The sequence below is a fragment of the Methylococcales bacterium genome, assembly GCA_030949405.1.
GTDB lineage: Bacteria > Pseudomonadota > Gammaproteobacteria > Methylococcales > Methylomonadaceae > WTBX01.
On the sequence record JAUZSN010000002.1, the window covers coordinates 2,631,484 to 2,647,796 of the forward strand.

Consider the following 16,313-nt stretch of genomic DNA (forward strand, 5'->3'; position numbering starts at 1 on the left):
CTTTAAATTCTTCATAAGTGATTCGCGTTTAAACGGCTGCGGCTCCTGCAACAATTTCCGAAATTTCTTGCGTAATCGCGGCTTGTCGTGCTTTATTATAAACCAGTTGCAACTCATCAATAAGCGTACCTGCATTATCAGAAGCACTTTTCATTGCTACCATTCTTGCAGCTTGCTCACAGGCATTATTTTCAACTAAACCTTGATAAATAACGGATTCAATATAACGTGTCAATAAACTATCCAGCACTTCTTTGGCATCAGGCTCATAGATATAATCCCAATGGCCTTTTAATTCTTCATCAATGTCACTCGCGACAATGGGAAGAATTTTTTCAAGTACTGGATTTTGGGTCATGGTGTTAACAAACTCATTACTGACGACATAAAGCGCATCAATCGCTTGTTTATCATAATTATCCAGCATGATTTTAATCACCCCGACAATATCCTCTAAACTGGGACTATCGCCCAATTTAGCCGCTTGACCCAATAACTGACACTCGTTCAATCGCCCCATAAAAGCGGCGCCTTTTGAGCCAATCGTACAAACATCAACGTCAATATCTGCCTCGTCCCATTGTTTAAACTGGCTAACGACTTTTCTAAATAAATTAGAGTTTAAGCCACCACATAAACCTCTATCAGAACTAATGACAATTACACCAATCCGTTTAGTTTCACGCTCAACTAAATAAGAATGCTTATATTCTGGATTCGCATGAGCCAAATGTTTAATAATTTGGCTAATCTTTTTTGCATACGGACGAGTTGCGCGCATTTTAGCTTGCGTTTTACGCATTTTACTCGCGGCAACCATTTCCATTGCGCGGGTGATTTTTTGAGTATTTTTAATACTACTAATCTTGGTGCGTATTTCTCTACCAACAGCCATTTGACAACCCTTTACCAGCTATGTGTTTTAGTGAAAGTCTCAATCGCAGAACTTAAGCCTTGTTTTATGTCATCATTAAAATCATCTGTGCTATTGATGGTATCCATTAATTCAGCTTGATCGCTACCCATATAATCTTGTAACGCTGATTCAAAGTCACGCACTTTATTAACCTCAATATCATCAAGAAAGCCTTCGTTAGCGGCAAATAATGAAACCGCCATTTGTGCAACTGACATCGGTGAATATTGATTTTGCTTCATTAATTCAGTCACACGTTGACCCCGTTCAATTTGCTTGCGCGTGCTTTCGTCTAAATCGGAAGCAAACTGGGCAAAGGCCGCTAATTCACGATACTGGGCTAAATCTAAACGAATCCCGCCGCCTAATTTTTTAATAATCTTAGTTTGGGCAGCCCCTCCTACACGCGATACAGATAATCCCGCATTCACCGCAGGACGAATCCCTGAATTGAATAAGTCCGTTTCTAAGAAAATTTGTCCATCCGTAATCGAAATTACGTTCGTTGGAACAAAAGCCGACACATCGCCTGCTTGGGTTTCAATAATCGGTAACGCAGTTAATGACCCTGTTTTACCTTTTACTTTCCCATTAGTCAGTTTTTCAACTTCTTTCGCATTAATACGTGCCGCACGTTCTAATAACCGTGAATGTAAATAGAAAACATCCCCAGGATAAGCTTCACGACCTGGTGGACGACGAAGTAATAAAGAGACCTGACGATACGCCCATGCTTGTTTGGTTAAATCATCATAGATAATAAGCGCATCTTCGCCTTTATCTCTGAAATATTCACCCATAGAACACCCTGTGTAAGGGGCTACAAACTGGAGGGCCGCTGATTCAGACGCTGAGGCTGCAACAATAATCGTATGATCCATTGCGCCATGTTCTTCTAATTTGCGAACCACATTGGCAATAGAGGAGCGTTTTTGGCCAATCGCCACATAGATACATTTTATCCCTGTGCCTTTTTGGTTGATAATCGCATCAACTGCAATTGCTGTTTTACCAGTCTGGCGATCACCAATAATTAGCTCACGTTGTCCGCGACCAACAGGAATCATGGAGTCAATTGATTTTAAACCTATTTGAACAGGCTCATCAACCGATTGACGCGCAATAACGCCTGGGGCAATTTTTTCAACAGGCGAGGTTTCCGTAGTTTTAATCGCACCTTTGCCATCAATGGGCTGACCTAGCGCATCAACAACACGTCCTAACAACGCTTCACCAACAGGGACTTCTAAGATGTTACCCGTACATTTTACGGTATCACCTTCAGAGATATGTTCATAAGAGCCTAAGATCACAGCACCCACTGAGTCACGCTCAAGGTTTAATGCCATACCGTAGGTAGCCATACCATCGGGGTTTGGAGGAAATTCTAGCATTTCGCCCTGCATTGCTTTTGATAGCCCATGGATTCTAACGATACCGTCTGTCACACTGACAACCGTACCTTCCGTATGCGCTTCTACACTCAGGTCGAAATTTTCGATCTTTTCTTTTATCAGATCACTTATTTCAGATGGGTTTAATTGCATTTTGTTTTTCTCACTCTTATTGTAGAGTTTTTTGCATGATTTGAAGTTGACTTTTAACAGAGCCGTCAATAACTAAGTCACCTGCTTTGGCGATGAATCCACCAATTAAAGATTTATCCACTTGAATCGTCATGTGAACAATTTTATTGAGTTCTTTTTCCAGCATCGCTAAAAATTTCTTCTCATCTTCTTTGGTAAAAGCATACGCTGCGCTAACAGCTACCTCTATATAACCTTCTTTCTCAGCTTTTTGAGCTTCGTAAAGTTTATAAATGGTGTCTGCAAGCGTTAAACGATTATTTTGAACCAGTAACTTTAAGAAGTTTTCACTTTCTGTTGTCGTCTGCTGTTTGCAAATATCCAGTAATAAGTCGATCAATCGTTGATCGCTTACTTTTGGATTATCTATAATCGCTGCAAATTTAATATCATTAACAACAGCGGCAACAAAGGCTAAGGTCGTTGACCATTGCTCTGTCGTCTCTGTTTCTAAGGCACGTTTAAAAACGGCTTCGGCATAAGGTCTTGCTAAGGTTGATAACTCACTCATAAGTGTCTTTACCCTAATTGGCTCGCTACTTTAGCGATTAAGGTTTTATGTTCTGCTTTGTTGATTTCTTTTTTCAAAATCTGTTCTGCAGCACTTAAAGCTAAGGTGGCAACTTCTTGGCGCAAACCTTCTTTAACTTGTTGTATTTCCTGCTCAATTTGTGCTTTTGCAGCTGCAATCATTCGTTCGCCTTCTTTCTTAGCGTTTTCTTTTGATTGCTCAACTACTTCATTGGCACGTTTTTGGGCAAGACCGACAATTTCAGAAGATTGCTCTCTAGCCCCTTTTAAAACGACTAAAGCACGTTTTTCTGCCAAATCCATTCTTTCTTGGCCTTTTTCGGCGGCAGCTAATCCATCAGCAATTTTTTTTCTACGTTCTTCTAAAGCCTCTATTAACGGCGGCCAGATATACTTCATGGTAAACCATACCAGAAGTGTAAACGTAATCATCTGTCCGATCAGAGTAGCATTGATACTCACGATGCGTTCCTCAATTAATTATAAAGTATGAATGATTACACTATTAACCTGCGGCAGCTTCTACAGCAGATAAGAACGGATTTGCAAAGGTAAAAAATAACGCCATACCCACACCAATCATTGTTACCGCATCTAAAAGACCCGCAACAATAAACATTTTAACTTGTAGCATAGGAACCATTTCTGGTTGACGTGCTGCCCCTTCGAGAAACTTCCCCCCTAAAAGACCGAAACCAATCGCGGTTCCTAATGCACCTAAACCTAAAACTAAACCCACTGCAATAGCAGTCATACCTTGCACATCAGCGATTAAAGCTGCAATTTCCATGATACCTCCGAACGTATACAATATTAATGATAAGAATTTTTAATGATCTTCATGCGCCATACTTAGGTAGACAATGGTCAATACCATAAATATAAAGGCTTGAAGCGTAATAATTAGAATATGAAAAACAGCCCATGGAAAACCTAGAAAAGGTTGAATGTACCAAGGCATTAAAGCAATCAGAATAAAAATCAATTCCCCTGCGTACAAGTTTCCAAATAAACGCAAAGCGAGTGAAACAGGTTTAGCAATATATTCAACAAGGTTTAAAAGAATGTTGAACGGAATTAAAAAAACAGTATTAAAAGGGTGCAATAAAATCTCTTTAGAAAAGATAATGACCCCTTTTATTTTGAGATTGTAAAAAATAATCAGGAAAAACACACTGATTGATAAGGCAAATGTTCCATTTAAGTCCGTACTCGGTACCACTCGCATGTAGTCAACACCCATCATTGAAGCGATGCCTGGAACTAAATCAACAGGTAATAAGTCCATCGCATTCCACAAAAACACCCAGCAAAAAATAGTTAAGGCTAACGGTGCAATTAGTTTGCTTTCACCATGAAATGTATCTTTAACTTGTTGATCAACAAATTCAATAATCATTTCGGCAAAATTTTGTAAAAGACCGGGTTCATCGGCGGTTACTTTTTCAGCGATCGTTTTGAAAAACCAAATAAACACCGCCCCTAAAACGGCTGAGAAAAACAAGGTATCTAAATGTAACGTCCAAAAGCCTTCACCCACTGAAAAAGGGGTTAAATGATGAACAATATATCCTGTTGCGCCTTCGGCTGCATGAGCTTCCGTAGCCATTTTTCCTCACTTGAAAAAGTTAGTCGCGGATAATTAACGCGAACCAAAAAACTGATAAAACTGCGACATACGTTGCCAGCAGCGGTAATAATTCTATGTCTGGAAGTTGGAAAACAATCATGAACAGCATCGCTGTTAAAATTAATTTCCCTGATTCCCCCGCATAAAAAGAACGGACTATTTTTTGGGCATCTTGCCCTGTCGTTCTTGCCATTCGTAATGCGAGATATAAATTGGGTAAGAATGCAACAATCCCCCCTAATAAGGGCGATAGCACTTTAGAATGTCCTTCTATAAGATAAAATCCTAAGCATATTACAAGAATGACTGTAATTTGTAGCCTTAAAATTTTACTGACAGTCGAAATTTTTTTTTTCGCCGCCATATCTTCCCTCCTTTGCACAGCGAGGAATTATAGCGACCAGAGGGGATTAAATCAACTGTTTTCACTGATTCAGTGATTAAGTTTAATCCATAAAACCCAGTAATTTCCCCTTAAACAAAAGAATCTTAATTAAAAACAATCTGTTCAGCTAATAACCTAAAATCAGATTCTTTAGAATAAGGTAATACCCCTAACAAAGGTATATCAACGCCCTGCTGTATTGTTTCTATATTTTCCTTTATTTTTAACATTTCAGGATCAATACACATCGCCAACCAACCCGCACAAACAACCCCACTTGCTTTCATGGCCTGATAGGTTAAAAGCGCGTGATTAATACAGCCTAAACGAATCCCTACCACTAAAATAACAGGTAATTGAAGTGTTATAGCAAGAGTTTCAACCGTATCTCCCTGCTTATTTAAAGGAACTAACCAGCCCCCTACCCCTTCAACCAAGATAATATCAACGTGTGATTTCAACAATTGAAAGTCATTATCAATTTTGTCCAAACTAATCACCGTGTCACCCGCCGCCAAATGAGGTGACACAGGCTCTAAAAAACTATAGCAATTAATCTGTGAATAATCCACACTCATAGATGCTTGTTGTTGGAGTAACAAGGCATCATCATTCCTTAAAAACCCCTCAATGACCTCACAACCTGATGCAATAGGCTTCATTGCAATAACAGAGTGATTACGCGCTTTAAAATAGTGCATTAACGCGACAGTCGCCCATGTTTTTCCAACGCTGGTATCGGTTCCTGTGATAAAAAAACCTTGTTTCATAGTGATCCTTTCAGTTCAACAGTTTAGGCCGTAAAGACGACATCATAATTTTTCATTAAATGAGCTATTTCACCACGAGGCAACACCTTCACGGGCAACAATAAATCCTCAGTTTTCAATCCATAATCGTCTAATGATTCTATTTCAGTATAAATTTCATTTACATCATAAATCTCAAGTGCTTTAAAAATCAGCCCTGTTTCTTTATAGCCATATTTTTCGGCCTGCTGATTATTTTTTAATTGAAAAACAGCGTCATCCAGTAATAATAAACTAACCTGCTGATCGAAAGCCGCCGTGATTAAAATAATATCTAACATTTCCTGTACAGAGTTCCCTTGATGAGCGGCCTGTCGAAGTACAAATAAATATTTTTTCATTTTTTATCCAAACACAATAAAACGTTCGGCTTTTAACGTTGCTTCAACCAATTGACCTAGCCCTGAAATACGAAAACCTGCAGCCAAATCATCCCCCTGTTTTTGTTGTTTTACCGCTTCATCTTGATGCAATAAACCTCGCCGTTGTGCCGCAGAAATACAAACCACTAAATCGACCGAATATTCCGCCGCCAACTCGCTCCATAATACCGTTAAATGGCGTTCATCATCAGGTGGACTGGCGTGATGTAACGCATGATAAATCCCCTCTTGATAAAAAAACACCCTAAACACCTCGTGCTTCATTAGGAGTGCTGTTTTTATAAATTGGTACGCATGATAGCCCGCATTGGACGCATAAGGACTGCTATTAATTTGAATGGCATAATTCATCGTAACTATAGACTACCCAACCGAGCCTTCTAAACTAATGCCTAACAAGGCTTGCGCTTCCACCGCAAATTCCATCGGTAACTCTTTAAAAACTTCTTTACAAAAACCATTAACAATTAACGAGACCGCATCTTCCGCCGCTAATCCTCGTTGCTGACAAAAAAACAATTGATCTTCACTGATTTTAGAGGTCGTGGCTTCATGTTCAATTTGGGCGCTTGGCTGCTTAACTTCGATATACGGAAACGTATGCGCTCCACATCTATCTCCGACTAATAGCGAATCACATTGTGTATAATTTCGGGCATTTTCTGCATTTTTTAAAACTTTAACCAATCCACGGTAAGTATTTTGCGCTCGCCCTGCGGAAATACCTTTAGAAATAATCGTACTTGAGGTATTTTTACCAATATGGATCATTTTTGTCCCCGTATCAGCCTGTTGATAATTATTGGTTAAGGCAACCGAATAAAACTCCCCTATTGAATTATCGCCCGTCAACACACAACTGGGGTATTTCCATGTAATTGCCGAACCTGTTTCCACTTGAGTCCATGAAACTTTTGCATTGTCCCCACGACAATCCGCCCGCTTCGTCACAAAGTTATAAATTCCACCTTTACCCTCTTTATCACCAGGGTACCAATTTTGTACGGTAGAATATTTAACCTCAGCCTCTTTTAAGATAATCAATTCAACCACGGCGGCATGAAGTTGATTTTCATCCCGTTGAGGCGCACTACAGCCTTCCAAATAAGACACATGTGAGCCTTCATCTGCAATAATTAGCGTTCGTTCAAATTGCCCCGTATTGCTGGCATTAATTCTAAAATACGTGGATAACTCCATCGGGCAACGAACCCCTTTAGGAATATAAACAAAGGAGCCATCCGTAAATACCGCAGCATTTAACGCCGCAAAAAAATTATCACTGGTGGGAACAACAGAGCCTAAATACTGTTTAATTAATTCAGGATAATCACGAATAGCTTCGGAAATAGGACAAAAAATAACCCCCGCATCCTGTAACTTTCCCTTAAACGTAGTCGCCACTGAAACACTGTCAAATACCGCATCTACGGCAATTTCAACCCCAGCCAATTGTTTTTGTTCATCTAAAGGAATCCCTAATTTTTTATAGGTTTCCAATAATTCAGGATCAACCTCATCTAAACTCCCCAGCTTTTCTTTTTTCTTCGGTGCGGAGTAATAGCTAATGGCTTGATAATCAATCGGCTCAATATTTAACTGCGCCCAATTAGGACTTTCCATCGTTTGCCAATGACGAAAGGCTTTTAGACGATAATCGAGCATAAATTCAGGCTCATTTTTAACCTTGGAGAGCTTACGAATCACGTCTTCATCTAAGCCGACGGGAAACGTATCGGCTTCCAGTTCAGTTACAAAACCTTGCTTATAGTTTTGCCCAATGAGATTTTCTATTTCGGTGCTGGTTGCTGACATAATTTTTAAGTTTAATTTTAGAGAGGATAAAAAATAAGCTCTTTCGCCATTAGCCATAGAACTAACTAAACCATTCTAGTCTTCTTTAATTTCAGAGTAAAGCACTAGGTTATTATTTCCAATGCCGATTCTAAGATGAGAAATCCGCGCCTAATCGCTTACTTTATTACGATGAATGTAATTAATACAGGGCATTGCCTTACTACAATAAAGGTTGACTGCTGACTTTACTCAGATCTTGTTTCAAGTTAAGCCTTAATAGTTTGGAAACCCAACGTGTATAAATTACCGCTACAGGTAAAAAAAGAAGGGTTACCCAAAAAGTTATGGATAAAGTTTTATAACTGCTACTTGCATCCCAAAGTGATAACGAACTATTTAATGACATATTAGATGGCAGCATAAAAGGGAACATAGATAAAGCCATTGTAACAATCATAAAAACTAGAGTAACCCCGCTACTTATAAACGCTAATTTTAATTTATTCTGAATAGACAAGCCTACCGTCAACCCGCAACTAATGAGCGCCATAATAGGAATAACGGCTAAAGCAGGAATATGTTCATAATTATCCATCCATAAGCCCTCGCCTCGTTTAACAAATTTGGCTAAAGGATTAGAAACGCCATTAAATAAGGTTTCTGATTCAATATGATAGCCTTCAAGCCGCATAACCCATAACCCTGTCAAAACAAACCCAATAACCGTTATAATTGCCCCTAATTGTACTTTTTCTTTTGCCCGTCCCGCCATTTCCCCATCTGTTTTTAACTGAATATAAACTGCGCCATAGAGCATAAAGATGCCTAATGTTGTTATCATAGTTAGGAAGGTAAACGGGTTTAATAAGCTCCAAAAATCACCGTAATAAATAATTCGCATATCACTATCAAGGTGAAAAGGAACGCCTTTTAATAGATTTCCTATTGCAATTCCTAGCGCAAAAATGGGTATAAATCCTGTTAAAAATAACGCTTTATCACAATAAAAACGCTTTTTTTCAGATAACAGTTTATTTCGATAATAAACGATAAAGGGCCGTATAAATAAAGCAAGGCAGGCTAAGGATAAAATAGCATACATTCCTGAAAACAAGACCATATAGACCATCGGCCATGCTGTAAATAACACAAGGCCAATAGTGATAAACCAAAGTTGATGGCCATTCCATGTCACCCCCAGTGATTTTAAAAGGGTCTGGCGTTCTTCATCAGTTTTAGCTAAAAAAGGAAATAAAATACTCACCCCCAAATTATAGCCCCCTGACAAAGAAAAAATAATGACGATGAGCCATAATATTCCCCAACTGAGGCAACGTAATATTTCATAATCAACGTTCATAGACGGTTCACTTTGGTATCAATTAAGGAGTTATTTTGATCGGATCGTAGGAGGATAGGTTTCATGGTTTTTTTAGCAAGGTTAGAGCGAGGATGCTTTAGTATCCTAAATTAATGAAAACAATACCGAAAACGGGGAAAGTAAGCAAGGCAATTATTTTTCATTCTCAAGCTCCTGATTGGAAATTAGATACTCCACCTAACTTTTAAGTTATCTCGCTAACAAAATTAAGGTTTAAATTATTTATTGCCAATATTCTTTAATTAGTGTATAAAAATACGGTCAATATATTATATTATTGTCTGTACACCCGCTTTCACTTCGTGATAGACAACAATCAAAATAAATTTCACTAAAAAAAGTTATTTTGATTGTTTTGGGCTTATTTATGATAACAAGATTTGGTCAGTTATAAAATGGAAAATACATCATTACTTATTTGGGGAATACTATTTGGAGCAATCGGTCTCGGATTTTTTTCTTATGGTAAAAAGCAAAAGGCAATAATTCCACTATGCACAGGGGTTGCACTGTTTATATTTCCTTATTTTATATCGAACGTCTATATTCTTGTATTTGTCGGGGTTATTTTAGTCGCGCTGCCTTATTTTGTGAGAATATAAGGTGAATTTTAAAATATGGAAAGTCTTGAAACAGGTTATTAAACAACCCTTTGTTTAGAAAATCAAGAGAAAATCAAGGGGTCAGCCAGCTTGAGAAAATCAAGTCAAAATCAAGGGGTCAGCAAAATCAAGGGGTCAGCCAGCTTGATATTTTAGATTTTTGCAAGCAACTTAATATTGCAACCCCGTTTTAAGGAATTGTAAAATGGATAACCAGCGACTCGATTTAACCGCCTTTAATAAAGCGATTTCGTCATTGGGTGAGGCATTAAGAGAGTACGAAAAAGACAAAACCAACACCTTTGTCAGGGATTCTTGTATTCAACGATTTGAATACTGTTATGAGATGTCAAAAAAAATATTAACCCGCTATTTAAAAAGTATGTCTGACGATCCGATGGAAATCGACCGAGAAAAGTTATCTAATTTAATTCGGTACGCTTATAAAATCGGCATCGTTAAGCATAGTTGGGATGAGTGGGATATTTACAGGGAAAATAGAAATAATACTTCTCATGGCTATAATGAGGATGTTGCTGTTGAAATTGTGGAACAGTTACCCGCGTTTTATCATGAGATTTTATTTTTAAGTGACCGTATTAATGCTAATAATGAAAATTACTAATAATGAAAATTAAATTTGATGTGACACCAAAAGAGTTAGTTATCGTTAGGGATATTTTAGCGAAGTATTTGCAAGAGGATTGCACGGTTTGGATTTTTGGTAGTCGTGCTAAAAGCAGCTCATTAGTGGGTTATGATTTGGATTTAGCCCTAGAATGCAAGACTAAGATAGCATTAAAATTATTGACTCAGCTTAAAATAGCCTTTGAAGATTCACGCCTGCCTTATCGTGTTGATATTGTTGATATGAAAGCCGTTAAGCCTTATTTTAAAGAAATTATTGATAAAGAGAAAATAGTGTTTCCATTGAAAGCCATTAATAAAAAAGTGCCTGTGTTGCGGTTTCCTGAGTTTTCGGGGGATTGGGAAGTTAAGAAATTGGGAACAGTTGCTGATTTTTCAAAAGGTAAAGGAATTTCAAAATCAGATATAGATCAAGATGGTATTTTGGAGTGTATTAGATATGGTGAACTATATACTCATTATGGCGAAACAATTAAAACTATAAAATCAAAAACAAATTTGAATAAAGATGTTTTAGTTTTAAGTAAATATAACGATGTCATAATTCCTGCTTCTGGTGAAACACAACTAGATATTGCAACCGCTTCATGTGTTTTAAAAAATAACGTGGCTTTAAGTGGGGACTTAAATATTATAAGAACTAAGTTGAATGGGGTTTTTTTATCATATTATCTAAATAATAGAAAAAAACATGATATAGCTTCCTTGTCTCAAGGTGTTTCGGTTGTTCATTTATATGCAACACAATTAAAATCTTTAAGTTTAAATCTTCCATTAGATGATGAACAACAAAAAATCGCTGCTTTTTTAACCCAAATCGACCGTAAAATAGAGCAGTTAAGCCACAAAAAACAGCTTTTAGAACGCTATAAAAAAGGGGTGATGCAAAAGGTTTTTTCTCAAGCGTTGAGATTTAAAGACGACAACGGCAATGCTTACCCTGATTGGGAAGTTAAAAAGTTAGGGGAAGTAGCAACCTTTTATTCTGGAGGAACACCATTAACAACAAAAAAACAATATTACACTGGAAATATTCCTTTTATAAAATCAGGTGAAATAAGTAAATCAAAAACTGAGCAGTTTATTTCTAAAGAGGGGTTAAATAGTTCATCTGCAAGAATGGTAAATAAAGGCGATATTCTTTATGCTTTATATGGTGCGACAAGTGGAGAGGTTGCAGTTTCAAAAATAAATGGTGCAATAAATCAAGCCGTATTATGTATAAAGTCTGAGTTTAACCACTATTTTATATATTATTGGTTAAGGCTTAAAAAAGAAGTTATTGTTTCGACTTTTATTCAAGGGGGGCAAGGTAATCTTTCTGCTAATATAGTTAAATCTCTAAAAATTAATCTTCCATCCCTTGAAGAACAAACTAAAATCGCCAACTTTCTAACCGAACTTGACAATAAAATAAGCCTCGTAGAAAAACAACTAAACGGTACAAAGGAGTATAAAAAAGGACTGCTACAAAAGATGTTTGTTTAACCTAATCGCTATTTTTTAGTTGCGTCACGATATTTGTCCATATCAACAATACGTTGTTTGACAATGCGGTCAATTTCTTTATTACGGTTCGATACTGTACCTTTCCAACCGTAATGCGGGAATAAAAGAATAAAAGGGTCAGAATAAAAGGGTCAGTGTTAATTAAATTACCAAAACAGGTTCTTTTACTGTAAAATTCAACTTTTTGCTAGTCATTAATAATATGCCTAGAAAACCTCGAATTAGTCCCATTGGTATTCCACAGCATGTCATTGTACGAGGCAACAATCGTCAAGTTTGCTTTACTAATGAAAACGACATGACTTTTTATCTCAATTGTTTAAAAAACTACTCCAAAAAACACGACTTGCAAATTCATGCTTGGGTATTGATGACCAACCATATACATCTGCTGTGTACTCCGATGAAAAAAAATGCTATAAGTAAGACCGTGCAAGATGTCGGTAGACTTTATGTGTGTTATTTTAATAGGACTTACCATAGAACAGGCACATTATGGGAAGGTCGCTACAAATCAAGTTTAGTGCAATCTGATTATTATTTGTTAGCCGTTTACCGATACATTGAGTTAAACCCTCTACGCGCCTCTATGGTTAATGATCCTGCGGATTATGCCTTTTCCAGTTATCAAATTAATGCGTTAGGTAAACCTTCTGATTTATGGATGCCACATAGTGAGTATTTGTTTTTGGGTAATGATGATAAAAATAGGCAACAAAACTATAGGTCATTATTCGAGCAACGACTTAATGATAAGCTAATTGATAACATTCGCAAAATCACGAATAAGGGCATGGCGATTGATAATGAGGATTTTATTGCACAGATTAAGGTGTTAACAGGTCATAATTTGGTTAGTGTAAACAGAGGGAGACCTGTTGGATGAAGAAAGAGAAAATATAATTAACACTGACCTCTTTATTCCGCTTTATTCAATATGAAATAGAGCAACTTGAAAAAATTTGTACTACGACAGGGTTTAATAAAGTGGTTGCCGTTCGCCAAGCCTTAAAAGCGTATGCTAATAATCTAGCGATTGATTCATAAATTTAATTTTCTTAGAGATACCACATGAAAGTCATACATGGAATTTGGATTCCAAATTCAAAAGCAGATTTTATTCAAACAGGTCAGTTTTATATTTGGATAGAAACAGATGAAGTTAAACCCAAAAAAAATAAAAATCTACACCCTCAACAATTACCTGAGGACGAAGGTTTAAAGTTTTTGAAATCAGCATTTTCTTATCATTTAATGCCAAATGATAAGCAGCCACAATTAGAAACCCTCTTTTTACCTACGGTGGCTAATAAGCCCTTACCTGCGCCTGAATTGGCAACGAGCGAAATAAGCGAGGAGATTTCATTAAACGCATGGCAGGTTCATGTTTTTCCACTCGTTAATCCCTTGCAAACCCTCGGTGATATTTATTTTTTAACGCATTATCAACTTGATGATGTGCGTATCAGTAGCGACTTTTTATTCTGGTATTATTTTAGCCAATCCATTAAGCAGGTTCTGTATAAAGACCAGTATATCCCTGCGGTCGTGGCTGAAAAAATTAAAACCAAAGTCGGTGTTTATCGTTGCTGGAAAATCGTTTCACCTGCCTATGAAGCTTTAATTGAACAAACGGTTTCTTCAATGTCTTTGGCTTGTTCGCAACGTTATCAGCCTGAGTCTTTATTACGCCATTTTGCCGAAGTTTCGATTAATCAGATTTTAAATACAAGCATTGAAAAACTGCCTCAGGTGTTTACTAAAAAAGTACAGTATGATTTTTTAGAAACCATTTTGTTAGACAGGCAAACGAATGAGCCGATGCGGACATTCTCGCAAGTTTCCACTGAATTTCAGCAATGGCATCAATGGCAACAAAAATTCTTGTCTGCTCATCAACAAAGTGCGCTGCAATTAGGTTTTCAGCTTTACGAAGCGGATGCTGGAAAAGTTGATAACTGGCAATTAAGCTTTTTACTCTGCTCGCATAAAGACCCGTCTTTTAAACTGGATGTTGCTGATTTCTGGGAGGATGGCGAGAGTTATGATGAGCTAATTACACAGCAATTTGGCAAGGGTATTGAGCAACAGTTATTAGTCAATTTAGCTCATGCTGCCCGAATTTACCCCAAACTTTGGCAGGGCATGGAAACCAGCGAACCTGCCAGTTTGATTTTAACGCTGGAAGAGGCGTTTGAATTTTTACGCGAATCCGCATGGGTTTTAGAAGATGCAGGCTTTAGGGTGGTTATTCCTGCAAAGCTAACGCCTAAAGGACGGCAGCGGACAAAAATGCGTTTACGTTCAAGTGACAAGAAAAAAGGCGGTACTGCGGCGGCAAAATCCTATTTATCTATGGATTCTTTGACCGATTATTACTACGAACTTGCGATTGGTGATGAGAAAGTATCGGTTGAAGAATGGCAGCAATTAGTGGATATGAAAACGCCATTAGTGCATTTTCGCGGTCAATGGATGGAATTAGACCGTGAAAAAATGCAGGAAATGTTGGCTTTCTGGCAGCAGCAAAAAGAGAACCCCGATAAATTATCAGTACACGAATTATTAAAAAAATTGGCTGAGGAAAGCGACAGTCTGGAAGTTGATGCGGCGGACAGTTTGGCGCACATGTTAGCGAAGCTTAATGATAGCAGTCACTTAGATTTAATTGAAAATCCTGAAAAATTAAAGGCTCAGTTACGCGATTATCAAAAACGCGGGGTGTCGTGGTTGCGGTATCTGGAAACCTTGGGTTTGAATGGTTGTTTAGCCGATGACATGGGATTAGGGAAAACCATGCAAGTTATCGCCGCGCTGATATTAGAGAAAGAAGCGGATAAAACGGCACCGACTTTATTAATCGCCCCCACTTCGGTGATTGGCAACTGGCAAAAAGAAATTGAAAAATTTGCCCCACATTTAAAAACGCTTATTCATCATGGGTCTGGGCGTGAGAGTGATAAAAAAGCCTTCAACAAGCTGTGTTCAGAGCAGGATATGTTGATTACTTCTTATACTTTGGCGCGTAAAGATGCGCCCTTATTAACGGGAGTTAAATGGCATCGCGTAGTTTTAGATGAAGCACAAAATATTAAAAACCCGAAAGCCGCGCAAACTAAGGCGATTTTAAAATTGAAAGCTCCGCACCGTTTAGCGTTGACAGGTACGCCTGTCGAAAATCGCTTAATGGATTTATGGTCAATTTTTAACTTTTTGAATCCGAATTATTTAGGCAAGCAAGCCCAGTTTCGTAAAAACTATGAATTGCCGATACAACGCAATAATAACCGTGTGCAATCGGCGGTGTTAAAACAGTTGATTCAGCCCTTTATTTTGCGGCGTTTAAAAACCGATAAAAATATCATTAAGGATTTGCCTGATAAAATCGAAAATAAACAATATTGTAATCTGAGTAAAGAACAGGCGGCGTTATATCAGGCAGTGGTGAAAGACGTTGAGAAAAAACTGGATGATAGTGAAGGCATAGAGCGTCAGGGTTTGATGTTATCGACGTTGATGAAACTCAAGCAAATCTGCAATCATCCTTCGCAGTTTTTGCAAGATGAAAGCCCTTTTACCGTTGAACGCTCACACAAATTAGAGCGCGTCTCAGAAATGCTGTCAGAAGCGATAGATGACGGTGACAGTTTGTTAATTTTCACTCAGTTTACTGAGATTGGCGACAAGCTGATGCAGTATTTAAGCAAAGAAAAACATTATCCAACCCATTATTTGCATGGCGGTGTCAGTCGTAAAAAGCGCGAGCAAATGATAACGGATTTTCAAAACCCAGACAGTCCTCCGTCAGTTTTTGTTCTGTCATTAAAAGCGGGCGGTGTGGGGATTACTTTGACCCGCGCCAATCATGTGTTTCATTTTGATAGATGGTGGAATCCTGCGGTAGAAAATCAAGCCACTGACCGTGCGTTTCGGATTGGGCAGAAAAAGAATGTGTTTGTGCATAAATTTATAACCTTAGGAACACTTGAAGAACGTATCGACCAAATGATTGAAGATAAGCAAAAAATGGCGGATAGCATTGTCGGCAATGATGAAAGCTGGTTGACGAAACTGGATAATCAAGCCTTTAAAGAGCTGATTGCACTTAATAAAAACAGCGTGATGGAGGCTTAAAA

General features: G+C 37.9%; 17 protein-coding genes. 5 read left to right on the forward strand and 12 right to left on the reverse strand.

Going from position 1 to position 16,313, the window contains the following annotated elements:
- Nucleotides 1-28 precede the first annotated feature (28 nt).
- The 12 genes from atpG to cydB form a co-directional block, all read right to left on the reverse strand.
- Nucleotides 29-895 carry a F0F1 ATP synthase subunit gamma gene (gene atpG, locus Q9M50_13495; protein ID MDQ7091628.1) on the reverse strand — a complete coding sequence of 289 codons (867 nt, stop codon included), beginning with the start codon at nucleotides 893-895 and terminating at the stop codon, nucleotides 29-31.
- An 11-nt stretch (nucleotides 896-906) separates the two neighbouring features.
- Nucleotides 907-2,463 carry a F0F1 ATP synthase subunit alpha gene (atpA, locus tag Q9M50_13500; protein ID MDQ7091629.1) on the reverse strand — a complete coding sequence of 519 codons (1,557 nt, stop codon included), beginning with the start codon at nucleotides 2,461-2,463 and terminating at the stop codon, nucleotides 907-909.
- 16 nt (nucleotides 2,464-2,479) lie between these two features.
- Nucleotides 2,480-3,013, reverse strand: a complete 534-nt coding sequence (locus Q9M50_13505; protein ID MDQ7091630.1) for a F0F1 ATP synthase subunit delta — start codon at nucleotides 3,011-3,013, stop codon at nucleotides 2,480-2,482.
- A gap of 8 nt (nucleotides 3,014-3,021) precedes the next feature.
- Nucleotides 3,022-3,495 carry a F0F1 ATP synthase subunit B gene (locus Q9M50_13510; protein MDQ7091631.1) on the reverse strand — a complete coding sequence of 158 codons (474 nt, stop codon included), beginning with the start codon at nucleotides 3,493-3,495 and terminating at the stop codon, nucleotides 3,022-3,024.
- A 43-nt stretch (nucleotides 3,496-3,538) separates the two neighbouring features.
- Nucleotides 3,539-3,805: a F0F1 ATP synthase subunit C gene (gene atpE / locus Q9M50_13515; GenBank protein MDQ7091632.1), complete on the reverse strand. Its 267-nt coding sequence runs from the start codon at nucleotides 3,803-3,805 to the stop codon at nucleotides 3,539-3,541.
- A 57-nt stretch (nucleotides 3,806-3,862) separates the two neighbouring features.
- Nucleotides 3,863-4,642 (reverse strand): F0F1 ATP synthase subunit A, encoded by a 780-nt coding sequence (gene atpB / locus Q9M50_13520; GenBank protein MDQ7091633.1) that lies wholly within the window; start codon nucleotides 4,640-4,642, stop codon nucleotides 3,863-3,865.
- 19 nt (nucleotides 4,643-4,661) lie between these two features.
- Entirely contained in the window at nucleotides 4,662-5,027 is a 366-nt protein-coding gene (locus Q9M50_13525) for an ATP synthase subunit I (protein ID MDQ7091634.1), read from the reverse strand.
- A 125-nt stretch (nucleotides 5,028-5,152) separates the two neighbouring features.
- Nucleotides 5,153-5,818: a dethiobiotin synthase gene (gene bioD, locus Q9M50_13530; protein MDQ7091635.1), complete on the reverse strand. Its 666-nt coding sequence runs from the start codon at nucleotides 5,816-5,818 to the stop codon at nucleotides 5,153-5,155.
- 23 nt (nucleotides 5,819-5,841) lie between these two features.
- Complete coding sequence (gene tusC / locus Q9M50_13535) at nucleotides 5,842-6,198, reverse strand: sulfurtransferase complex subunit TusC (GenBank protein MDQ7091636.1); 357 nt, start codon at nucleotides 6,196-6,198, stop codon at nucleotides 5,842-5,844.
- Nucleotides 6,199-6,201: 3 nt separating this feature from the next.
- A complete protein-coding gene (tusD, locus tag Q9M50_13540) occupies nucleotides 6,202-6,591 on the reverse strand; it encodes a sulfurtransferase complex subunit TusD (protein MDQ7091637.1) in 390 nt (129 codons plus the stop codon).
- A 12-nt stretch (nucleotides 6,592-6,603) separates the two neighbouring features.
- The gene (gene sufB, locus Q9M50_13545) at nucleotides 6,604-8,112 is read right to left on the reverse strand and encodes a Fe-S cluster assembly protein SufB (GenBank protein MDQ7091638.1); all 1,509 of its coding nucleotides are present in this window, start codon (nucleotides 8,110-8,112) and stop codon (nucleotides 6,604-6,606) included.
- A gap of 145 nt (nucleotides 8,113-8,257) precedes the next feature.
- A complete protein-coding gene (cydB, locus tag Q9M50_13550) occupies nucleotides 8,258-9,397 on the reverse strand; it encodes a cytochrome d ubiquinol oxidase subunit II (protein MDQ7091639.1) in 1,140 nt (379 codons plus the stop codon).
- A gap of 673 nt (nucleotides 9,398-10,070) precedes the next feature.
- Between cydB and Q9M50_13555 the strand changes: the two genes are divergently transcribed.
- The 5 genes from Q9M50_13555 to Q9M50_13575 all read left to right on the forward strand — a co-directional run bounded on the left by Q9M50_13555 (nucleotide 10,071) and on the right by Q9M50_13575 (nucleotide 16,311).
- Nucleotides 10,071-10,214, forward strand: coding sequence for a hypothetical protein (locus tag Q9M50_13555; GenBank protein MDQ7091640.1), 144 nt, complete (start codon nucleotides 10,071-10,073; stop codon nucleotides 10,212-10,214).
- Nucleotides 10,215-10,225: 11 nt separating this feature from the next.
- Entirely contained in the window at nucleotides 10,226-10,645 is a 420-nt protein-coding gene (locus tag Q9M50_13560; GenBank protein ID MDQ7091641.1) for an HI0074 family nucleotidyltransferase substrate-binding subunit, read from the forward strand.
- Nucleotides 10,646-10,647: 2 nt separating this feature from the next.
- Nucleotides 10,648-12,156: a restriction endonuclease subunit S gene (locus Q9M50_13565; GenBank protein MDQ7091642.1), complete on the forward strand. Its 1,509-nt coding sequence runs from the start codon at nucleotides 10,648-10,650 to the stop codon at nucleotides 12,154-12,156.
- A gap of 223 nt (nucleotides 12,157-12,379) precedes the next feature.
- The gene (locus tag Q9M50_13570; GenBank protein MDQ7091643.1) at nucleotides 12,380-13,063 is read left to right on the forward strand and encodes a transposase; all 684 of its coding nucleotides are present in this window, start codon (nucleotides 12,380-12,382) and stop codon (nucleotides 13,061-13,063) included.
- Nucleotides 13,064-13,248: 185 nt separating this feature from the next.
- Nucleotides 13,249-16,311 carry a DEAD/DEAH box helicase gene (locus tag Q9M50_13575; protein ID MDQ7091644.1) on the forward strand — a complete coding sequence of 1,021 codons (3,063 nt, stop codon included), beginning with the start codon at nucleotides 13,249-13,251 and terminating at the stop codon, nucleotides 16,309-16,311.
- Nucleotides 16,312-16,313: the final 2 nt, after the last annotated feature.